This is a genomic window from Pelomonas cellulosilytica (genome assembly GCF_021353265.1).
Lineage (GTDB): Bacteria > Pseudomonadota > Gammaproteobacteria > Burkholderiales > Burkholderiaceae_C > Pelomonas > Pelomonas cellulosilytica.
Genome location: NZ_JAJTWU010000010.1, coordinates 156631 through 177302, shown reverse-complemented (window position 1 = coordinate 177302; position 20672 = coordinate 156631). Strand labels below are relative to the sequence as shown.

Genomic DNA, 20672 nt, shown 5'->3' with positions numbered 1-20672 from the left:
CTCGATCGCGGCGAAGAAATCGTCGCGTTCGCCGACGCCGGCTACCGGGGTGTGGCCAAGCGCGAGGAGCTCAAAGACTGCAAGACGCAATGGCATGTGGCGCTCAAGCCGGGCAAGCGCAAGGCACTGGACCCGAGGTACCGGTCAGATCGGTTGCTGGAGCAGGTCGAGCAGTTCAAGGGCAGCGTACGGGCCAAGGTAGAGCACCCGTTCCGTGTCGTGAAGCAGCAGTTCGGCTACGCCAAGGTCCGCTATCGCGGCTTGGCGAAGAACACCGCGCGACTGACGATGCTGTTTGCCCTCAGCAATCTGTGGATGGCTCGGCGACAAATCCTGGGCGCGCAGGGATGAGTGCGCTCACCGTGCGGCAATCAGCCGCCGAGAGCCTAGAAACCTCGCGTCCGAGGGCAAAAACGGAGCTCAGAGAGCTCGCAATTTGCACATCACGAAGTGCCAACCCCGCTGGCGGCTTTAGTGCTCGTTGCGGACGCGGTTTTGCAGACTGACCTGAACGGTACGGGATCCTGGGACAGGGTCAACATTTCCTGCACCCCCTCCAAGTTCGCGCCGAATCTCCGAGGGCCTCCCGATCATGAGCTGATCGGCTCACCCGTGGAGCCTTCGCGTCACACCGCTTTAGCCGGGCTTGTCGACCATTTCACCTTTAGGGGTCCAAGATGTATGAAGCAGCGCGATGAAAAGTAACCTAACGTTCAGACTGCTGAGCCTTGTGCTCGCGGCCTCGTTAATGCTTCAGGGCTGTGGTGGTGGGGAAGGTGCGCCTACGGCGACGCCGTCAACGGGTTCGAGTGCGAATCCATCCGAAATCAATCCCTCCGCCGGCCAACCAGCAGGCGTGCCCTCTGGCACCACGCCGACGGCCCCCATGCCGACCGACTTGGTCTACGCCGACGCTGTGCCAAGCTCTGCCAGCCTATTCTCCCTCGGTTCATCGCGGTGGTTGGTCAGCAATCTCATTGCCGAAAGCAGCGCCATCCGTCTGGCCGCCACTGGTTCGAATGCCTATGCCGGCTGGGTGGAGCTCGACAAGCGTACGCCCGGCGGAGCTACATCCACAGGCCGCCTGAAGCTCGCCAGCGTTAGCCAAACTGCCTGGAACGTCGGGACGGCGAGCATTTCAGCTGGCGGACTCGTAGAGGGCCGCGGCTTGGCCATTGCTGCCAGTGAACAGGCAGGTGGTGCCATCGCAGCATGGGTCGAATATGCAATGGCGGCCAATGGAACTGAGTGGCGTATTAGATCGGCGCCGTTCGGTGCTGGTGGCGTCTCGGCGGTCACCGAAGTCTTCACCCTCCCTGACACGAGCGCAGCGCGCGTGGACAAGCTGTTGGTGCGTTTCAATGCCGACGGTTCCCCTGAAATCTTCTGGCTGGTGCAGACGTGGCGCGCGGGAACCGGCGAAGTGGGCAGTTCAGCTCTCTGGCGTGCTGTCCGTGCCGGTGCCGGTTGGCAAGCAAGTCAGTTGCGTCACGTTTCTAAAGGAACCATTGACGACCTGACCGCGTGGGGTGGCGACACCTCCGGTCAGTCAGGCTTGGCGTGGCTTGAACGAGTTGGATCTTCGACGAAGCTGATGACCGCCCCTGCTGCAAGCCTGCCGCAGGGGCAGCCAACCATGCTGGCAACGGCAGCCGCTATAACTGAGGTTCAGTCCTCGATGAGCTCCGGGCTGGTGGCGTTGGCCTGGCGTGCAAGCGAGTGCACCGGATCCATACGACAGACCACGTCGTCAACGGTCAAGCCACTGGCAGTCGCTACAGCTGCGATCACGACATTTACAACCTGCCTGTCGGTTCGCGAAGGTTCATCGCCTTGGAAGGACGCGCGTACGCTTGGCACTCTGACCAGTAGCGAATTCGACACTTCGGCCGTCGCCGTCCGGCCTTCTGGCGAGATTCTCGTCGTGTGGAGTGGAGAAATCGGCGCCTACAAGCAAGTTGCCGCGGCAAGCTGTACGACCAATTTGTGCAGCCCAGCTTCTACTTTAGCAACTCCGAACATGGGTCCGATTGCGAGAGCCGCTGTCACCTCGACTACTTCAGGGTTTGCGGTGTCTTGGGTCGATATTGATCCATACGCTCAGAACCTGACCGCGACGCAATTCGTACGCATGACCGCCGCAGGGGCCATGGTCGGTCTGCCAAACCCTGTCCGCGGGGTGTTCTACGGTAGCGGGATGTCACCCACCAACAAGGAGCCAATGCTTGTTGCTACGGGTGACAGCGTATTGTTGGGCTGGCGAACAGAAAGATTCAATACTGACGCAACGTCAGACTTCAACGCTGCTTGGATAGCGCCGTGAGGAATTGGAAGTGCTTGGCAACCGGTAGGTGACGTTGAATGATTATTCGTAGGCCGAGCGATCCCTAGTTCTTGGTGTTCGTCCATGGTGGGCTCTAGTCCTATTGGACTAAAAAGCGGGGACATAGCACTACTCACCGACACGACGGCAACGTACTCTGACGGCATATTTTTTTCAACGTCAGGGAGACGTCTGTGAAATTGGTCAGAAAAACTTTTGGCATTGCATTGTTTGGCTTGGCAATAATAGCCAGTGCTCAGACGAATTCGACTTTTGCTAACCGGGCGCCAATATTTCACGCCGGCGGAAACGGCCCGGTTACCATTACCACTCGTCTCAATACGAATCAGCAAGTGGAAAATGTCGTTGATTGTTCCGCGCCAAGGGTTCAGCCAACTCCCTTGATGACATATGGGTATAATGCTTGGTATTCATATTCGGCCGGTGAAGTGGGTTATCTGGAGGTTGCCCCACAGAATTTCTATGACGCAAAGCTTTATTTTGGTTCAAGTTTGGCGAGTTTAGTTGGGCCGCTTGACAAGCTTGCATATGGGTCCGGAACAGTTCATTACATTAAGTTGGCTCCGCGTCAGGAATTGATTTACCGTAACTGCTTGGCAGCTAGCTCAGTTCCCGCCAGTATTCCAGATCAGGCTGCAACTATTCGGTTCCTGCCGGGGCTCGAAGCAGATTTGTCCACATTCACTGTTGTGGACAAGGCGACTTATGGGTTTTCAGGCTACGTTGTCAATGCTCGGGTCAACAACCTAAGCGCCGTCAGGCCCTCGGGTTCTTTCGTGCTTGCGGTGACTTTGGAAGCTGATTCGGGGTTTTCAATTAAGCCATCACAGCTTGGGAACGGCGGGACTGACATCACGGGGAGTGATACTTACGAAGGGACAGGATCGGTTCCCACACTATCGCAGCTTACCCAAGGTGCCGACGGGAGATATCGCATGACGATAACGTTCCCAAAAGCTGTGTTTTCAATACCTCCCTTGGGAATTGCCTCAGACGGATACTATGGAGTTAGCATTCCCGTCGTGACGGCGGCATCTGCGATGAAGGCAACGGCGTCAATCTCGACGCTGGAGAATCCAGACCCAAACTCCCTTAACAATAGTTTCACGTCTGAATACGTGCCGCCGCCGCCTTCTGGAAGCAGTGGGCCAGTTGGAACTGCCGGAGCTAACGTGCCGACGGCGAGCGAATGGCAGTTGCTCATCTTCGGTGTGTTGCTCTTCGCCGGGGCGTTGTACGTCGCAAGGCGCAGCGGCCGCCAAGGCTAACCATGCGGCTGACCAGCGCGAAGTCGGTTCGGATGGGCGCCATCTTTGTGCTGGTCTACGCCCTGCTGAACTGGTGCTACTTCCTTCTGCCGGACGCGCAGCTCAAACGGGTCCACGAGGTTCTGATACTTCAGCCGTGCGCTGCCGTTCTCAATAGCGTTCTTGATGCTTCGGTCGGGATCCGTGACAACGGGCTCGTGTCTGACGGCATCTACCTTGCAGTTGTGCGCGGGTGCGACGGCGCCGGCGTGCTGTTCCTGTTGCTTGCCGCCGTCGCATGCTTCCCATCTCGGGCAGCACCTAAGCTGATTGGGCTGGTGTCGGGATTGGTGCTGGTCCACGTCCTAAACGTCGCCAGGATCGTCGCCCTATTCGTGGTTTTCAAGGACCACCGGAATTCGTTCTCCGACCTGCACGACCTCTACGTGCCGACGGCCATGCTGCTCATCTGTGGGGTGGCCTTCATGCTGTGGATGAGCAGCATCCGGCCGCTTGGCATGAGAGCCGGATGAGGAGCATGTCCTTGAGATACGCATTCAGGTTCGGCGCCGCATGGGTGCTGTGCGTCCACCTCGCCCACTTAGCGGCCAACTCCCTGGTAGCGCAATTGGCGCCAGCCATCTCTTTCGTTTCGGAGGCGATCCACTCGGCGACCGCCATCACGCTAGTTGTGCGGCCCGAAGACAACGAGGTCGAGGTCAGGACTTTCCTGCTCAAGCCCGTTCGCTTGTCGGATTCACTTTTTCTTCGTGGACACAGTCGGCTCCCCGTGACGAGTGTCAGCTCGAACCACCTGGTCGTGCCGTCCGCAATCATTCTGACGATTCTCTTGGCGCTGCCGGCACCGTCGCTCAAAGCCAAAACCAAGGTCGTGCTTGTCGGAGGCGCGACGGCACTTCTCGTGACGGTGCTGAATGCCGGCGTTCTGATTGCCGGCAAGATCGACATCGTGTTCCTCGAGGCCTACCTGAAAGTAGGCATCGACCGGGACCAGTCGGGCCTCATTTGGCTGGTCATCCTCATGGAAACCGGCGTCACGTGGGTGCTGACGATAGGCGTATCTCTTCTCCTTCACCGCCTTTTGATCATGCGCGCCTGCTCCAGCGCGCAAACCCCAGAACTGAAGATGATGCAGGCCGCTAACGCGATTTGAGGTGGACCAACGGCTCGTCAGGGCCGGTGTGCTGGTCAGCTAGATGCTGAAACCCTCTGAGGACTTGATAAAACCCTGCCTCTGTCAAATGCGATTGCGATAATCCTTCTTATCGCAATAACCACATGGAGACGCCAAACTCGCGACCAGAGGCGCGGCCGGGATTCATGTAGTCCAACGACGAAAGTGATTTAGCTCGTTGCCCTGCAAGGCGAAATCGGAAATTCACGTTACGCGGCGTCAGCTGGCAAAAGCATGCCGGCTTTTTTTGCAGCGCTCTCGGTTGAAGCTGGTGAGCCTGATCTGTGGGAACAGCGCAACCTCCTAAGCCAGGATCTAGGCGCATACCTTTCCGAACCGGATACCGAGGCCGCACTTCAACTAAAGGAACTGGTCACGCTCCGTGCGACGGACGAAGGCGCAAAAGACCGTTCCGTTCGGCTTTACGACGTCCTGCAAGCCCTGCAGGTGAGCGAAAACGATCTCCTGCCAGCGACTTCGCTGATCTGTATCCATCCGGCTAGGTCATCTTGAACCCGGGAGGGGCGCCAGCAAGGATTGCACTCTCCCTCTAACGAGCGTCGACGTCATCCAGGCCACGCCGCCGCTCATAGCCTGCGCGTTGCGTGGTTGAGCTGTCGAGCATCGCTTGGCCGTTGAGCGCGCTCACCCAAGACTGACCGGCGCTACGCCCATGCTGCTTACTCGGCTCGCGCCCGAGGATCACCCGCTGCGAGTCATACAGTTGTTGGTCAACGGGGCACTGGCAGGACTGAACAGCCGCTTCATTGGCATGGGGTCACAGCGCCGGTCTGCAGACATTGCTCGCTCACGCTTCGCGTCAGCAGCACGCTCGGCGAACTGGCGAGTCCGGATGGTCTCGAAGGCTTCAGTTAATTTGTCGGAGCCACTTCAACGTGAAATCCGCCAGTCCCATTGAAGGGGCGCCAACGCGAGCAACCGCGCGAGAGCATTTGGCCCACTTTTGGCCCACATTGCCTTATCTACACAGCCAGCGCACAGAGCTAAGAAGGCAAAAAGCCATGCAGGTCAGAGACTTGCATGGCTTGTGTCTGGTGCGCCCGGTTGGGATCGAACCAACAACCCCTGCCTTCGGAGGGCAGTACTCTATCCATTGAGCTACGGGCGCGAAGCCTCGCATTCTACAGCGGGGTTCCCCCGGGCCGGTTCGGTCGATGAGCGGCTCCTATAATTCCGCGGCTTTTCGTGGTGCGCGAAGCGCTTCACGCCGAGAACTTCGACCAGGATCACCCAGAGGAATCCATGAGCGCCAGCCACGATCACGACCACGACGACGCACACACCGGCCCGATCAAGACGCCCAAGCAGCTGGCCTGGGCCGTGTTGTTCGCCTTCGTCGTGCCAGTCATCGTCATCATCCTGCTGGCTAACTACGTAAGCACGGCGACCAAGCCCGCCGCGGGAACCGGCGCGCTGGATGCCCAGGCCGTAGCCGAGCGCATCGCGCCCATCGGTCATGTGGACGTCAAGGCGGCCGGCGATGCCACGGCGCTGAAGACCGGCGAGCAGGTCTTCCAGGCGGTGTGTTCCGCCTGCCATGCCAGCGGTGCCCTCGGGGCGCCCAAGCTGGGCGATGCCGCTGCCTGGGGGCCGCGGATCAAGAACGGCGTCGAGGCGCTGCTGAACTCCGCGCTGAAGGGCAAGAACGCGATGCCGGCCCAGGGTGGTGGCGAGTACAGTGATTTCGAGATCCACCGCGCCGTCGTCTACATGGCCAACCAGGGTGGGGCAAAGTTCGAGGAGCCCAAGGCGCCGGCGCCCGCTGCCTCCGCAGCGAACTGATCCGGTCCCTCCGATGAACAAGCCCGCCGCGTGCGGGCTTCGTTTCTTTCAAGGCTGCGGCCGGCGCTGGTACTGGTGGGTGGCCGGCAGCTTGGCGGCGATGCAGTCCTGCGGCGTCCAGCGCCGCGCCTCGACCGCTTCTGCCGCCAGCGCCATGTCCTGTGTGTGGACGAGGCCGAAACCGAGATCGGTGTCGAGGTAGAGGTGGCCGGTCTCGTCCAGCCAGGCGGTGTCCACGCTTGCCTCGCGGCCGGTGTGGCTGAGCACGCGGCCATCCGGCTGCAGCCGCCAGACCCAGGGCGTGCACTCCAGCTCTACGTAGACGCGCTGAGGCCCGTTCTGGAAGAACCACGCGCCGCGCTCGTCCGATGCGTAGTTGCGGCCGATGAACGCGAGCAGCTTGTCGTGCTCGATGCGGCTTCCCTTGACGCGTGGGAACGGGCCGGCGCGCTGGATGCGGTCATCCCGCATGTACCAGTCGCCGCGGGCGTCGAGCGCAAGCCAGCCGTAGCAGTGGGGCACGTTGGGCCACTTCTTCAGTGCGGCCTGGACGATGTCATCCATCGAGCGCGTCCTTCAGCGTTGGCGCCACAGCCAGTCGCAGACCTGCCTGGGCATGGTCAGCAGATGGCCAGGCAGGCGGCCTGCGGGAAAGCCGACATGGCCGCCGTGACCCGGCTGCCAGAGTGTCACATAACTACCAACTTCAGCGGTGTGAGGCAGGCTGTCGCCGGGCACGAAGGGGTCATTGCGCGCGTTCAGCACCAGCGCCGGGATGCGGATGCGGTGCAGGTGCGGCTTGGCTGCCGCGCGGGCCCAGTAGTCGTCGGTGCCCTTGAAGCCGTGCAGCGGTGCGGTGAAGAGGTTGTCAAACTCGTAGATCGTCGTTGCGCGGCGCAGGCGGTCGCCATCGAAGAGCCCGGGGTGCTGCTGCAGTTTGCGCAGTGCCTTGGGCACCATCGTGCGCAGGAAGCGGCGCGCATAGACCTGCTTGTTGAAGCCGCGGTCGATGGCCGCGCCGGCGGCGGCGAGGTCGATGGGCGAGCAGACCGAGCAGACGGCGTGCGCGGTGTGCGAGGCGGTGCTGCCGGCCTCCTCGGCCCAGCGCAGCAGCGCGTTGCCGCCGAGGGAGACGCCGGCTGCGAGCAGCGGCGCGCCATGGCGCTCGCGCAGGCGTTGCAGGATCCAGCCGACCTCCTCGAAGTCGCCCGAGTGGTAGGCGCGCGGCGCCAGGTTCAGCTCACCCGAGCAGCCTCGGAAGTGCGGCAGCGCCATCGCCCAGCCGCGCTCGCGGGCGATGCTTGCGAAGGCGACGCTGGAATGGCTGGTGCGGTCGCCTTCGAGGCCGTGGAACAGCACGAACAGCGGGGCGCCCGCGGGCGCGCCGGCGAGGAAGTCGACGTCGATGAAATCGCCGTCCGGTGTGGCCCAGCGCTCGCGCGTCCAGTCCGGTGGCGGGCCTGCGTGCTGGCGGCTGAACAGCGCGGGCCAGATCGTCTGGGCATGTCCGCCGGGGAGCCAGCGCGGCGCGCGGTACTGCATGGCGTGTGATGCCCTAGTGCAGGATGCCAGCCTCGGACACCAGGTCCTGTACGTCGCCGGCGCTGCCGGGGCTGGCGTGGTGCAGCACCAGTCGCCAGCCCAGGGCCGTCTTCAGGTAAACGTTGGTGGCATTGACCCAGGCCTGCTGCGGCTCGCCAGGGCGTTGCACGCGCTCGAGCACGTGGTGGATGGCGCAGTCGCCACTGACCAGCCGGCGCACGCGTTCGACGGTCACATGCACGGCACCGCGCTTGAACAGCGACTCGAAGGTCGTGCGGATGGCCGTCAGGCCCATCAGGCGCGCGCCGCCGGCCAGGATGCAGGCCACCTCCTCGTCATCCGCCCACAGCGCCATCAGGTGGTCCAGGTCGGCGTGCTGCAAGGCCTCGTAGAACTGGGCCTCGGTGTCGTCGGGAGAGGCCAGCAGCGCGGCCTGCTGAGCGGGCGAGCGGCGCATCAGTGGTGGCCGCCGACCACCTCGCCCGCCTTCAGCTTGTAGGCCGTGCCGCAGTACGGGCACTGGCCCTGGCCGCCGTGGCTCAGGTCGATGAAGACGCGTGGGTGGTTGCTCCACAGCGCCATCTTGGGGTTGGGGCAGAAGACGGTGCCGTTGTCGTTGCAGTCCTTGGCGAGGACTTCGACGGTGGCGGCGGGCGTTTGGGTGGTGCTCATGGGTTTCTCGTGCTCAGACGGCGGTCAGCCACTCGGCGTACTTGGCGTTGCGGCCGTTCACGATGTCGAAGAAGGCCGACTGGATCTTTTCCGTGATGGGGCCGCGCGAGCCAGCGCCGATCTCGATGCGGTCCAGCTCGCGGATGGGCGTCACTTCCGCAGCGGTGCCGGTGAAGAAGGCTTCGTCGCAGATGTAGACCTCGTCGCGGGTGATGCGCTTCTCGACCAGTTTCAGGCCCAGGTCCTGGCAGATCGCGAAGATGGTGTTGCGCGTGATGCCGTTCAGCGCGCCGGCCGACAGGTCCGGCGTGTAGACGACGCCGTTCTTGATGACGAACAGGTTCTCGCCCGCGCCTTCGGAGACGAAGCCGGCGGCGTCCAGCAGCAGCGCCTCGTCGTAGCCATCGTCCGTGGCTTCCATGTTGGCCAGGATGGAGTTGGTGTAATTGGACACCGTCTTGGCCTGCGTCATCGTGATGTTGACGTGGTGGCGGGTGTAGGAGCTGGTCTTCACGCGGATGCCGCGCTTCATGCCTTCCTCGCCGAGGTAGGCGCCCCAGCTCCACGCGGCCACGATGAGGTGGATCTTGTTGCCCTTGGGGCTGACGCCCAGCTTCTCGGAGCCGATCCACGTCAGCGGGCGGATGTAGGCGCTCTTCAGGCCGTTGGCCTTGACGACGGCGCGCTGGGCTTCGTTGACCTGCTCCTGCGTGAACGGGATCTTCATGCGCAGGATCTTGGCGCTGTTGAACAGGCGCTGCGTGTGCTCCTGCAGGCGGAAGATGGCCGTGCCGTTGACGGTGTCGTAGGCGCGCACGCCCTCGAAGGCGCCGCAGCCGTAGTGCAGCGTGTGGGTCAGCACGTGGATCTTGGCGTCGCGCCAGTCGACGAGCTCGCCGTCCATCCAGATCTTGCCGTCGCGGTCGTGCAGGGGGGCGGGAACCATCGGGAACTCCAGGCTGAAAAGGAAAAACGGCGATTTTACGAAGAGGCCGACGCGCCGTCCGCCCGGATCAGCCGCCAATCGGCGAGCCTGCCTTTCCGCAGCACCACCTCCACGGCGTCACCGCCGGCGTCTCGCCATAGGAAGGTCTCGGGCGCCTGCTTGACGCCCAGGCTGCCGGCCAGGGCGATCAGGTCGACCAGTTTCATGCCGGCGTGCAGCTGGCTGCCGAGCATGACGGCGTTGGCCACGCTGCCCAGCGGGGCGCTGCCGGCCAACTTCATGATGCGCATCAGCCGCGTGATCTGCAGCAGCAGCCAGAAGACGATGCCCGTCGTCGCGAAGATGGCGCCCTGCCAGCCCAGCAGCGCGCCGCCGACGAGCAGCGACGCCAGCGCCAGGCCGGTGCCGATCCAGGGGTTCATGGCCGCGGGTCGGCGGGGCCGTCGTCGTGGTGCCAGCCGTAGGCGCGCTCGACCTGCGCAATGCGCACCGTGTAGTGCCGGTACCAGTCGCGGCGGCCGGTGTCGCGGGCGACCTTGTGCTCGGCATGGCGGCGCCACGCGGCGATGTCGTCGGGGCCGCGCCAGTAAGAGACGGTGATGCCCAGCCCGTCGGCGCCGCGGGCGCTGTCCATGCCGAGGTACCCGGGCTGTCCGGCGGCCATTGCCACCATGCGGTCGGCCATGTCGCCGTAACCCTCGTCGACGGTGGTTCGCTGGCTGGTGAAGATGACGGCGTAGTAGGGCGGCTGCGGCAGCGAGGCCGTCACCCGGCCACCTTGAGCAGCACGCAACGCACCCACTGGCCTGATTCCAGTGCGCCCTGGTGGCCGTTGAGGAACTGCTCGGCCGTGGAGTTGCGGGCGACGAAGCTCATGCCGTGCAGGTTGCCCATGCGCGGCACCGGGCGGGACCATTTGCGCTCCACGATGCCGTTGAACCAGGACACCTGCTCGTCATCGCTGTCCACGTCCGAGCGGCCCAGCAGCAGCACCACCTCGTACTTGTCGTCCAGCAGCGGCTCGGTGGCGCTGGTCAGCACCTGCAGGCCGCCATCGCTCATGTTCAGCACCAGGCCGGCGGGGCCCTGACTGAACTGCACCGGCTTGAAGACCCAGCCAGGCAGCGAGTCGGCATCCAGCTGGGCGGCCAGGAAATCGGTGCGGGCGTGCTGGCGGAGATCTGAGGGGTCGGACATGAAAGGGTTCCTCCGTTGGACGCCGCCATCGTACGCAGAGTTTGTGCCGCCGTGCAGTCGGAAACCTTCGGTCAGCCTAGGCCGCGCAGCACGTCGATGGCCTGCTCCACGCGTTCGATAGCATGGATGGTCAGGCCGTCGATGGCCTTCTTGGGCGCGTTAGCCTTGGGCACGACGGCGATGCTGAAGCCGAGCTTGGCCGCCTCCTTCAGCCGCTCCTGCCCGCGCGGCGCGGGTCGCACCTCGCCGGCCAGGCCGATTTCACCGAAGGCGATGAAGCCCTTGGGCAGCGCCCGGCCGCGCAGCGAGCTCTGGATGGCCAGCAGCACGGCCAGGTCGGCCGCAGGCTCGCTGATGCGTACGCCACCCACGGCGTTGACGAACACGTCCTGGTCACCCGTGGCCACGCCCGCGTGCCTGTGCAGCACGGCCAGCAGCATCGCCAGCCGGTCGCGGTCCAGGCCGACGGACAGCCGCCGCGGGCTGACGCCACCGCTGTCCACCAGCGCCTGCAGCTCCACCAGGAGAGGCCGCGTGCCCTCCAGCGTGACGAGCACGCAGCTGCCCGGCACTGGCTCGGCATGCGTGGACAGGAAGATCGCGCTCGGGTTGGCCACGCCCTTGAGGCCCTTCTCCGTCATCGCAAACACGCCGATCTCATTGACGGCGCCAAAGCGGTTCTTGATGGCGCGCACGAGGCGGAAGCTGGAGTGCGTGTCGCCCTCGAAATACAGCACCGTGTCGACGATGTGCTCCAGCACGCGCGGGCCGGCCAGTGCACCTTCCTTCGTCACGTGGCCCACCAGCACCATCGCGCAGCCGCTGGCCTTGGCGGTGCGCGTCAGCTGCGCGGCGCATTCGCGCACCTGAGCGACCGAGCCGGGCGCGGACGCCAACTGCTCGGAGTACAGCGTCTGGATGGAGTCGATGACGCAGAAGTCTGGCGCCTCGGCCTCCAGCGTCGCGAGGATCTTCTCCAGGCTGATCTCCGCCAGCACGCGGACCTTGTCGCCGGCCAGGCCCAGCCGCCGCGAGCGCATCGCGACCTGCGCGCCCGATTCCTCGCCGGTCACGTAAAGCACCTTGACCGTCTGCGACAGCGACTCCACCGCCTGCAGCAGCAGCGTGGACTTGCCGATGCCCGGGTCACCGCCGATCAGTACGACGCCACCGGCGACGATGCCGCCGCCCAGCACGCGGTCCAGCTCCTCCTGGCCCGTGGGCGTGCGGTCATAGTCGCTGGCCTCGATATCGCTCAGCGTGGCCACTGGCTGGCTCTTGGCCAGCGCCTGGTAGCGGTTCTTGCCGCCGCCCGGGGCTTCAGCGACGGTCTCGGTCAGCGTGTTCCAGGCGCCGCAGTGCGGGCATTTGCCCAGCCACTTGGCGTTGGTGCCGCCGCATTCGGTGCAGGTGTAGATGCTTTTGCTCGTGGCCATGCGGCCATTGTCGTCAGTGCGCGCGCAACAGCCGCACCGCATGCGGCAGCGACTCGGCCTGCGGCACCCAATGGTCCAGCGCCGCACCCAGCGCCACGCCGGCCATCAGGAACACCAGCGCACCGGCCCAGGTGTGATGCAGTGCGCAGCGCAGCCAGCCGCCGCGCTGGAACTGGCGCTGGTGGCGCCAGGCCAGGCCGGCGGCGAAGGCCGCCAGCGCCACCTCGACCGAGACGGCCATCAGCACCTCCACGCCGAACAGCAGGCTCACGCCCGCGCCCAGCACCGTGGCCAGCAGCAGCACCATGCCGATGACGGCGGCAATCGGCAGCAGCACGAGAGCGCCCTCATCGGCCGCCGAGGCAGCATCGAGGGCCGTGCCCGCGGCGTCTCCCAGGCCTCCGCTCCAGTCGGCCACGTCGACGGCGATGTCGAGCACGTCGCTGGCATCGGCGTCCTCGCGGCTGAGCAGATACGCGGCCCACAGCCGCAGCAACAGCAGGTAGGCGCCGTAGCTGACGGCCAGGCTCAGGCCGAAACGTAGTGACAGGGCGGCCACACCCGCATGGCGCAGCAGCGCGCCGCTCGCCCACAGGCAGGCGAGGCAGCACAGCGCGATCAGCCCCACATGCAGCCGCAACCAGCGGTGGGCCTTCAGCCAGCGGCGGGTCTGCAGAATCTGGCGCTCGACGGAGGGCGTGGCGGACATGGGCGGCGATTCTGACGCCGCGCCATGACGACCGGCGCCGCCGGACGACCTCGGGCACACTGGCCGGCCTGTTGTTGTCGCGATGCGCTCGGAGCCCCGCATGGAATTCACCACCTGGTTGACCCTCTTCGCCGCCTGCTGGGCCATCAGCCTGTCGCCCGGTGCCGGCGCGGTGGCGGCCATGAGCGCCGGGCTCAGCCATGGCTTCAAACGCGGTTACTTCATGACCTTCGGGCTCATCCTAGGCATCCTGACGCAGGTGTTGTTCGTCAGCGCTGGGCTGGGCGCGCTGATCGCCGCGTCGGAGACGGCCTTCGCCGCCATCAAGTGGGCCGGCGTGGCCTATCTGATCTGGCTCGGCGTGCAGCAGTGGCGGGCGCCGGCCAAGCCGCTCGTGGCCGCGGACGACGGCCCGGTGCAGGTCACGCGCCGACAGCTCGTGCTGCGCGGCTGGGGGATCAATGCGGTCAACCCCAAGGGCACGGTCTTCCTGCTGGCCATCGTGCCGCAGTTCCTGGATCTGCACGCGCCGCTGGCGCCGCAGTACCTCGTCATCGGCGCGACGCTGTCGTTCACGGACCTGGTCGTCATGGGCGGCTACACGGCGCTGGCCGCCCGCGTGCTCGCGGCGCTGAAGAGCGCGCATCACATCCGGGTCATGAACCGCGTGTTCGGCACGCTGTTCGTCGTGGCCGGCGCGCTTCTCGCCAGCGTCAAGCGCCACGCCTGAATGGACGCCCCCCGCCGGGCGCTGCACCGGCTGAACGCCGGCAGCGTTGACCGCCCCCCGAGGGGGCGGCGATGCCCGGCGAGTTGACCGCCAGGCACATCGCCAACACGGGCCGGCCTGGGGCGGCCCGGCGCTCGGCCCGCATGAACCGTTGATCCGAACCTGCCGCACCGCGGCGGCGTCTCTCTGCTTTCCCATGTCCACTGCATCGCCCAGCCGCTGGCTGTTCTGGGGGCCCACGCTGATCTGGGCCAGCACCTGGCACGTCATCCTCTACCAGCTCGATTCGGATGTGCCGCTGTTCAATTCGGTGGCCTGGCGTTTCGGGCTGGCCGCGCTGCTGCTGGCCTTGCTGGCCAGCGGGCAGGGCCTGTCGTTGCGGCTGCCGCGCAGCGCCCACCTGTTGATGCTGACTACCGGCATCGTGCAGTACAGCGGCAACTACCTGTCGGTCTACCAGGCGGAGCGGCACATCCCGTCTGGCCTGGTGGCGGTGCTGTTCTGCCTGATGGTCTATGGCAATGCGCTGTCGGGTCGCCTGTTCTTCGGCCAGGCGGTCACGCGGCGCTTCCTGGCCTCGGCCAGTGGTGGCGTGCTGGGCGTGGTGTTGATCTTCTGGCCGGAGATAGCCGCCACCGGTGCGCGCCCCACGGCACTGCTGGGCCTGGGGCTGGGCCTGTTCGCCGTGCTCGTTGCCTGCATCGGCAACGTGCTGACCCTGACGCTCACCCGGCGCGGCCTGCCGCTGGTGCCGGTGCTGGCCTGGAGCATGGGCTATGGCGCGGTGTTCCTCGTCGGCGTGTCGCTGGCCAGCGGCCAGGGCCTGCACTTCGACCTGCGCCTGCCCTATGTGCTGAGCCTGCTGTACCTCGCGGTGGCCGGCTCGGTGATTGCCTTTGTGCTGTATTTCAGGCTCGCGCAGGCGCGTGGCCCGGCGCATGCGGCGCTGACCGGCGTGGTCATCCCGGTCATCGCGTTGGTGATCTCGGCGGTGTTCGAGGGCTGGCGGGTGACGCCGCTGGCCGTCGGCGGCATGGCGCTGTGTCTCGTCAGCCTGTGGGTGGCGACGCGGCCGGCCTAGCGCCATCGATGAGCAACCGCAGCGCCGCGTCGAACACCGCGTCCGCGTCGCTGCCCACGGTCGCGCGCCAGCCGGCCGCCAGCAGCGGGTATTGCGAGGCATCCGGCCCGTCCAGCGCGGCCGAAGGCGGCGCATCGGACGCCTGGGCGGACTGCTCTTCCAGCACCCAGCCCACGACGAAGCGGCCCACCGACATCAGCAGCAGGGTCGCCGGCCCCGGCTCGAACCCGGCAGCGCACAACAGCCGCAGCCGCGCCTCGATGGTCGCGCGCTGCGCCTCGCCGGGCCGGGTGCCTGCATGCAGGCGCGCGCCATCGCGGTAGGTCAGCAGCGCACGCCGAAAGCTCCGGCCGTCTGCCATCAACCAGTCCTGCCATTGCTCGTGCGGTGCCGGCGCCTCGCGTGCCCGGCTTTCCAGCATCAGAGCCTGCGACATCGCATCCAGCAGCGCCGCCTTGCTCTTGAAATGCCAATACAGCGTCGGTGACTGCACGCCCAGCCGCTCTGCCAGCTTGCGGGTGCTGAGGGCATCGATGCCGATCTCGTTGAGCAGCGCCAGCGCGGCGCGCAGCACGTCGTCGCGATTCAGTCGGGCAGGGCGGTCGGCGTTCATGTCTCTAGCAATGATAGGGATCGTCAGGCACAATGCTCTCTATCGTTGATAGGGAGGTTGCCTTGAATCGAGCGTTGACAGTCATTCTCGTGACGCTGCTGCTGGACGCGGTGGGCATGAGCCTGATCTTTCCCATCCTGCCCGGCCTGCTGCGCGAGCTGGCCGGCGCAGACGCCACCACGCGCCACTACGGCGCGCTGCTTGCCGTCTATGCGGCGATGCAGTTCCTGTTCTCGCCGGTGCTGGGGGCGCTCAGCGACCGCTTCGGCCGCCGGCCCGTGCTGCTGCTGTCGCTCGCCGGTGCCGCGGCCGACTACGTGCTGATGGCGCTGGCGCCCAGCATGGCCTGGCTGTACGTCGGGCGCGTGCTGTCCGGCATCACGGGCGCCAGCATGGCCGTGGGCACCGCCTACGTGACCGACATCACACCGGAGGCGGACCGCGCCAGGCGCTTCGGCCAGATGGGCGCGGCCATGGGGCTGGGCTTCGTCGCCGGGCCGCTGATCGGCGGCGCATTCGGGGAGTGGTCGCTGCGCGCCCCGTTCGTCGCTGCGGCGGTGATGAACGGGCTGAACCTCGTGCTGGCCTGGTTCGCACTGCCGGAATCCAACCATCACCGCACGTCGCGGCTGGAGATGAGCAAGCTCAATGCCTTCTCGGCGCTGCACCGACTGCAGGGGCGGCCGGCGCTGATGCCGCTGGTCGGCGTGTTCGCCGTCGTCGTGCTGGTGTCCCAGGTGCCAGGCTCGCTGTGGATCCTCTACGGCCAGGACTGCTATGGCTGGAGCGCCTGGGTGGCCGGCCTGTCCCTGGCCTGCTATGGCGGCCTGCATGCCGTGTCGCAGGCACTCGTCACCGGGCCGCTGGTGGCCAGGCTCGGCGAGAGGCGCGCGCTGCTGGTCGGCATGGCGGCCGATGGCCTCGGCTTTGTCGGCATGGGCATGGCGACATCGGGCTGGATGCCGTTCGCGCTGCTGCCGCTGTTCGCCGCCGGCGGCCTGGCGTTGCCGGCACTGCAAGCCCTGCTCGCGCGCCAGGTCGGCGAGCAGCACCAAGGCCAGCTGCAGGGCACGCTGGCCAGCCTCACCAGCCTGATCGGCATCGCCGGGCCGCTGGTGGTGACGGCTGCGTTCTCGGCCACGCAGTCCACCTGGGCCGGCGGCGTCTGGGTCGTCGCCGCGGCGGGCTATCTGCTGGCGCTGCCGATGCTGTTCGGCCGGCGCGCGCGGGCGGCCTGAGGGCGCTGGCGCGGCGGAGCGTACGCTTGCGGCTCCGTTCTTTGGGAGTTCACATGCCCTGGCATTCCGCCCTGAAGCGCCTATCCGGCGCCTGCCTCCTCGCCAGCGTCACGCTGCTGGCTCACGCTGCCGACAAGGGTGCGCCGCCGACTGCGGTCAAGCCCGTCACCGACCGCTATGGCGCCCTCGCGGTCACCGACCCCTACCGCTGGCTGGAGAAGGCCGGCACGCCGGAGGTCCAGCGCTGGAGCGCCGCGCAGGACGCGCGCACCCGCGGCTATCTCGACCAGTTGCCGGCACGCCAACCCATGGCCGACTGGCTGATGAAGCAGGCCGCGGCCAGCTCCAGCGCCTATTACGACCTGAAGGCGGCTGGCGGCCAGCTGTTCGCGCTCTACAACCAGCCCCCCAAACAACAGCCCATGCTGGCCGTGATGGGCCAGGACGCCGAACCGGCGAAGGCGCGCATCGTGCTGGACCCGAACGCGCTGAACGCCAAGGGCACGACGGCCATCGACTGGTACGTGCCGTCGCCAACGGGCAAGCTGGTGGCGGTTTCGATGTCCGAGAACGGCAGCGAGGACGGCTCGCTGCACATCGTCGACGTGACTACTGGCCGGGAAGTCGACGCCGTCATTCCAAACGTGCAGTACCCGACCGGCGGCGGCAGCGTCGCCTGGCGCGAGGACGGCAGCGGCTTCTGGTACACGCGCTACCCCGGCGCCGATGCACCGGCCGAGCGCCGGCATTTCTACGAGCAGGTCTACTACCACCGCATCGGCGACGACCCCGCCAAGGACGCGTACGTGCTGGGGCAGGACTTCCCGCGCGTGGCCGAGATCGCGCTGGACGCGCGGCCGGGCACGGCCGGCGTCATCGTCGCTGTGGCCAACGGCGATGGCGGCGAGTTCGCGCACTACCTGATCGGCAAGGACGGCCGCACGACGCAGATCACCCGCTTCGAGGACAAGGTCGTCGCCGCGGCGCTGGGGCCCGATGCGCTTTACCTGATCTCCCGCCAGGGCGCGCCGCGCGGCAAGCTGCTGAAGCTGCCGCTGGGCGACCTGACGCTGGCCAAGGCGCAGACGCTGGTGCCGGAGTCCGAGGCGGCGCTGGAGCCGGGCGGCGAGTTCGGCGCGGCCAACATCACCGTCACGAAGACGGCGATCTACCTGCGCGAGATCATTGGCGGCCCGTCACGTGTGGCCATCTACGGCCATGACGGCACGCAGCGCGGCCAGTTGCCCCTGCCGGACGTGGCGACGGTCGACGAGGTTGAGGCGCTGGACGACGGCAGCCTGCTCGTGGCCGTGAAGACTTATCTGGAGCCGGCGCGTTTCGTGCGCTTCGACGAGGCCAGCGGCCAGGCCGCGCCGACGGCGCTGCGCCAGACCAGCCCGCTGGCCTTCGACGACGTGGAGGTCGTGCGCGAGTTCGCGACGAGCAAGGACGGCACGCGCGTGCCGCTGAACATCGTCCGCAAGAAGGGCACGAAGCTCGACGGCAGCCACCCGCTGCTGCTGAACGGCTATGGCGGCTACGGCGTCAGCATGGTGCCGCGCTTCCTCGGTGCGGCGACGCGGTTGTGGCTGGACGGCGGCGGCATCTTCGTCGTTGCCAACCTCCGCGGTGGCGGCGAGTTCGGCGAGACCTGGCACACCCAGGGCTCGCTGACGAACAAGCAGAACGTCTTCGACGACTTCGCTGCATCGGCCCGCTACCTGGTCGACAAGGGCTACACGGCGCCGGCGCGCATGGCCGCCATCGGTGGCAGCAACGGCGGCCTGCTGATGGGCGCCACGTTCACGCAGCACCCGGATCTGTTCCGCGCCGTCGTGTCGACGGTGGGCATCTACGACATGCTGCGCGTGGAGCTGGATCCGAACGGCGCCTTCAACGTCACCGAGTTCGGCAGCGTGAAGAACCCCGCGCAGTTGAAGGCCCTGTACGCCTACTCGCCCTACCACCACGTCAAGAGCGGCGCCAAGTACCCGGCGATATTCATGGCCACCGGCGAGACGGACGGCCGTGTGAACCCGATGCACTCACGCAAGATGATCGCGCGGCTTCAGGCCGCCACCGGCTCCGGCCGGCCGGTGCTGCTGAGCATCAACGCGCACGCCGGCCACGGCATGGGCAGTTCGCTGTCCATCCGCGTGAACCAACAGGCCGACATCTACGCCTTCCTGTTCGACCAGCTGGGCATGGCCTACAAGCCGGCTCAGTAGTCGCCGCTGCGGCGGCCGGCCTTGACCTCGCTTCGGCGGGACTTGCCGGCCAGCCGCCGCTGCTGCGAGCCGTAGGTCGGCTTCGTCGCGCGCCGCGCCTTGGGCACATGCGCGGCGGCCTGCACCAGCTCGACGAGGCGCGCCAGCGCGTCGGCGCGGTTGCGCTCCAGGCTGCGCGAGTCCTGCGCCTTGATGACGACGATGCCGTCGGCGCTGATGCGCTGGTCGGGCCAGGCCAACAGCCGGGCCTTCACGTTATCGGGCAGGCTGGACGCGCGGATGTCGAAGCGCAGGTGGACGGCGTTGCTGACCTTGTTGACGTTCTGGCCGCCCGGGCCGCTGGCGCGGATGGCGTCGAACGCAATCTCGCCGGGCCGGGGCGTCCAGCGGAAGTCAGGCACAGCGGACGGGAACGCGGGGCGCGACGGCGCACATGAGCTCGTAGCCGATCGTCCCTGCGGCCTGGGCGACTTCGTCGATCGGCAGGCGCGATCCGCGCGGCCCCTCGCCCCACAGCGTCACCTCGCTGCCCCAGCCGCTGGCGGGCAGGGCGGTCAGGTCCACGGCCAGCATGTCCATCGACACGCGGCCCAGCGTGCGCGTGCGCTGGCCGTCCACCAGCACCGGCGTGCCGGTGGGGGCGTGGCGCGGGTAGCCATCCGCATAGCCGCAGGCGACGACGCCGATGCGCGTCGGCTGCTCGGCCGTGAAGGCGCTGCCGTAGCCCACCGTGTCGCCCGGCTGCAGCTGCTGAACGCCGATGAGGCGCGAGCGCAGCGTCATCGCCGGCCGCAGGTCCCAGTGGGCGGCGTCGTGCTCGGGGAAGTCCGGCACGCCGCCGTAGACCATGATGCCGGCGCGCACCCAGTCCTCGGTCGTGCGCGGCGCGTGGCGCAGCGTCGCGGCGCTGTTGGCGATGGTGCGCTCACCGGCCAGGCCCTCGGTCGCCGCTTGGAAGGCGGCGAGCTGGTGGGCGATGCCGTCGGCGCCGCGGCGCAGGCTGTCGGCGTCCGAGAAATGCGTCATCAGGCCGATCTCGTCCACCTGCGGCAGCGCCTCCAGCCGGGCATAGGCAGCGCGAAAGGCGGCCGGCGTGAAGCCGAGGCGGTTCATGCCCGAATTCAGCTTCAGGAAGACGCGGTGCGGCTCATGCGTCTTGTGCATGGCCAACCAGTCGATCTGCTGCTCGCAGTGCACCGCATGCCACAGCTTCAGCCGCGAGCACAACTCCAGGTCGCGTGGCTCGAACACCCCCTCAAGCAGCAGGATGGGGCCGCGCCAGTCCAGCGCGCGCAGCCGCTCGGCCTCGGCCAGGTCCAGCAGCGCGAAGCCGTCGGCGGCGCGCAAGCCGTCGAAGGCGCGCTCGATGCCATGGCCATAGGCATTGGCCTTGACGACCGCCCAGACCCGGGCGTTGGGGGCCTGCGCGCGGGCGCGGGCCAGGTTGTGGGCGAGGGCGTCGGTATGGACGAGGGCTTCGATCGGACGGGGCATATCAGGGAAGGCTCGACCGCCCGGGACGCGCTTGCGCCCCCGCGGGGCGCAGCGACAGGCAGGAGCGTGAGGGCGTCATGAACCCGCGATTCTGCGCGCCCGTCGGCCAGTCGTCGGCAAAAGGGGTGCGTGCTATAAACCCGCGCCGCCCGTCCTTTGTCGGCCTCTTTTGCACATGGCTTCCCTGTCAGGATCGC

General features: G+C 66.6%; 23 protein-coding genes, 1 tRNA gene and 1 pseudogene. 11 read left to right on the top strand and 14 right to left on the bottom strand.

Annotated elements, in window-relative coordinates; all coding sequences use genetic code 11:
- The 6 genes and pseudogenes from LXT13_RS23510 to LXT13_RS23485 all read left to right on the top strand — a co-directional run.
- Positions 1 to 351 (top strand): annotated as a pseudogene (locus LXT13_RS23510) (transposase); the annotation flags it as partial.
- Positions 352 to 886: 535 nt separating this feature from the next.
- The gene (locus tag LXT13_RS23505) at positions 887 to 2323 is read left to right on the top strand and encodes a hypothetical protein (RefSeq protein ID WP_233374749.1); all 1437 of its coding nucleotides are present in this window, start codon (positions 887 to 889) and stop codon (positions 2321 to 2323) included.
- A 194-nt stretch (positions 2324 to 2517) separates the two neighbouring features.
- Positions 2518 to 3612 carry a hypothetical protein gene (locus tag LXT13_RS23500; protein ID WP_233374748.1) on the top strand — a complete coding sequence of 365 codons (1095 nt, stop codon included), beginning with the start codon at positions 2518 to 2520 and terminating at the stop codon, positions 3610 to 3612.
- Positions 3613 to 3614: 2 nt separating this feature from the next.
- A complete protein-coding gene (locus LXT13_RS23495; protein ID WP_233374747.1) occupies positions 3615 to 4124 on the top strand; it encodes a hypothetical protein in 510 nt (169 codons plus the stop codon).
- Positions 4125 to 4135: 11 nt separating this feature from the next.
- On the top strand, positions 4136 to 4765 hold the full coding sequence (locus tag LXT13_RS23490) for a hypothetical protein (RefSeq protein WP_233374746.1): 630 nt from the start codon (positions 4136 to 4138) through the stop codon (positions 4763 to 4765).
- A gap of 255 nt (positions 4766 to 5020) precedes the next feature.
- Positions 5021 to 5299 carry a hypothetical protein gene (locus tag LXT13_RS23485; protein ID WP_233374745.1) on the top strand — a complete coding sequence of 93 codons (279 nt, stop codon included), beginning with the start codon at positions 5021 to 5023 and terminating at the stop codon, positions 5297 to 5299.
- Positions 5300 to 5839: 540 nt separating this feature from the next.
- Here LXT13_RS23485 and LXT13_RS23480 read toward each other — a convergent pair.
- Positions 5840 to 5915 (bottom strand) — tRNA-Arg (locus tag LXT13_RS23480).
- Positions 5916 to 6049: 134 nt separating this feature from the next.
- On the opposite strand from LXT13_RS23480, the gene LXT13_RS23475 reads away from it, so the two are divergent.
- Positions 6050 to 6589, top strand: a complete 540-nt coding sequence (locus tag LXT13_RS23475; protein WP_233374744.1) for a c-type cytochrome — start codon at positions 6050 to 6052, stop codon at positions 6587 to 6589.
- Between the two features lie 48 nt (positions 6590 to 6637).
- Here the strand turns inward: LXT13_RS23475 and LXT13_RS23470 are convergent, their stop codons facing one another.
- The 10 genes from LXT13_RS23470 to LXT13_RS23425 form a co-directional block, all read right to left on the bottom strand.
- A complete protein-coding gene (locus LXT13_RS23470; protein ID WP_233374743.1) occupies positions 6638 to 7153 on the bottom strand; it encodes a DUF2946 family protein in 516 nt (171 codons plus the stop codon).
- 12 nt (positions 7154 to 7165) lie between these two features.
- On the bottom strand, positions 7166 to 8131 hold the full coding sequence (locus LXT13_RS23465; protein ID WP_233374742.1) for a YheT family hydrolase: 966 nt from the start codon (positions 8129 to 8131) through the stop codon (positions 7166 to 7168).
- 13 nt (positions 8132 to 8144) lie between these two features.
- Complete coding sequence (locus tag LXT13_RS23460) at positions 8145 to 8588, bottom strand: YybH family protein (RefSeq protein WP_233374741.1); 444 nt, start codon at positions 8586 to 8588, stop codon at positions 8145 to 8147.
- On the bottom strand, positions 8588 to 8803 hold the full coding sequence (locus LXT13_RS23455; RefSeq protein WP_233374740.1) for a zinc-finger domain-containing protein: 216 nt from the start codon (positions 8801 to 8803) through the stop codon (positions 8588 to 8590). Before LXT13_RS23455 ends, LXT13_RS23460 begins: the two co-directional genes overlap by 1 nt.
- Positions 8804 to 8816: 13 nt before the next feature.
- Positions 8817 to 9749, bottom strand: coding sequence for a branched-chain amino acid transaminase (locus tag LXT13_RS23450; protein WP_233374739.1), 933 nt, complete (start codon positions 9747 to 9749; stop codon positions 8817 to 8819).
- Positions 9750 to 9784: 35 nt separating this feature from the next.
- The gene (locus tag LXT13_RS23445; protein ID WP_233374738.1) at positions 9785 to 10171 is read right to left on the bottom strand and encodes a hypothetical protein; all 387 of its coding nucleotides are present in this window, start codon (positions 10169 to 10171) and stop codon (positions 9785 to 9787) included.
- On the bottom strand, positions 10168 to 10518 hold the full coding sequence (locus LXT13_RS23440) for an antibiotic biosynthesis monooxygenase family protein (protein WP_233374737.1): 351 nt from the start codon (positions 10516 to 10518) through the stop codon (positions 10168 to 10170). The genes LXT13_RS23445 and LXT13_RS23440 overlap by 4 nt, the downstream gene beginning before the upstream one ends.
- On the bottom strand, positions 10515 to 10946 hold the full coding sequence (locus tag LXT13_RS23435; RefSeq protein WP_233374736.1) for a hypothetical protein: 432 nt from the start codon (positions 10944 to 10946) through the stop codon (positions 10515 to 10517). Before LXT13_RS23435 ends, LXT13_RS23440 begins: the two co-directional genes overlap by 4 nt.
- Positions 10947 to 11017: 71 nt before the next feature.
- Entirely contained in the window at positions 11018 to 12382 is a 1365-nt protein-coding gene (radA, locus tag LXT13_RS23430; RefSeq protein ID WP_233374735.1) for a DNA repair protein RadA, read from the bottom strand.
- A gap of 13 nt (positions 12383 to 12395) precedes the next feature.
- A complete protein-coding gene (locus LXT13_RS23425; RefSeq protein WP_233374734.1) occupies positions 12396 to 13091 on the bottom strand; it encodes a hypothetical protein in 696 nt (231 codons plus the stop codon).
- Positions 13092 to 13191: 100 nt separating this feature from the next.
- On the opposite strand from LXT13_RS23425, the gene LXT13_RS23420 reads away from it, so the two are divergent.
- Both LXT13_RS23420 and LXT13_RS23415 read left to right on the top strand, forming a co-directional pair.
- A complete protein-coding gene (locus LXT13_RS23420; RefSeq protein WP_233374733.1) occupies positions 13192 to 13821 on the top strand; it encodes a LysE family transporter in 630 nt (209 codons plus the stop codon).
- Between the two features lie 196 nt (positions 13822 to 14017).
- Positions 14018 to 14902 (top strand): DMT family transporter, encoded by an 885-nt coding sequence (locus LXT13_RS23415; RefSeq protein WP_233374732.1) that lies wholly within the window; start codon positions 14018 to 14020, stop codon positions 14900 to 14902.
- Here LXT13_RS23415 and tetR read toward each other — a convergent pair.
- Positions 14871 to 15515, bottom strand: a complete 645-nt coding sequence (gene tetR, locus LXT13_RS23410; protein ID WP_233374731.1) for a tetracycline resistance transcriptional repressor TetR — start codon at positions 15513 to 15515, stop codon at positions 14871 to 14873. The genes LXT13_RS23415 and tetR overlap by 32 nt on opposite strands.
- Positions 15516 to 15547: 32 nt before the next feature.
- Between tetR and tet the strand changes: the two genes are divergently transcribed.
- Positions 15548 to 16753, top strand: a complete 1206-nt coding sequence (gene tet, locus LXT13_RS23405) for a Tet(A)/Tet(B)/Tet(C) family tetracycline efflux MFS transporter (protein ID WP_233374730.1) — start codon at positions 15548 to 15550, stop codon at positions 16751 to 16753.
- A 53-nt stretch (positions 16754 to 16806) separates the two neighbouring features.
- Positions 16807 to 18981 carry a prolyl oligopeptidase family serine peptidase gene (locus tag LXT13_RS23400; protein ID WP_233374729.1) on the top strand — a complete coding sequence of 725 codons (2175 nt, stop codon included), beginning with the start codon at positions 16807 to 16809 and terminating at the stop codon, positions 18979 to 18981.
- Here LXT13_RS23400 and arfB read toward each other — a convergent pair.
- Together arfB and alr are read right to left on the bottom strand one after the other, a co-directional pair.
- On the bottom strand, positions 18975 to 19382 hold the full coding sequence (gene arfB / locus LXT13_RS23395; protein WP_233374728.1) for an alternative ribosome rescue aminoacyl-tRNA hydrolase ArfB: 408 nt from the start codon (positions 19380 to 19382) through the stop codon (positions 18975 to 18977). The genes LXT13_RS23400 and arfB overlap by 7 nt on opposite strands.
- A complete protein-coding gene (gene alr, locus LXT13_RS23390) occupies positions 19375 to 20475 on the bottom strand; it encodes an alanine racemase (RefSeq protein WP_233374727.1) in 1101 nt (366 codons plus the stop codon). The genes arfB and alr overlap by 8 nt, the downstream gene beginning before the upstream one ends.
- Positions 20476 to 20672 lie beyond the last annotated feature (197 nt).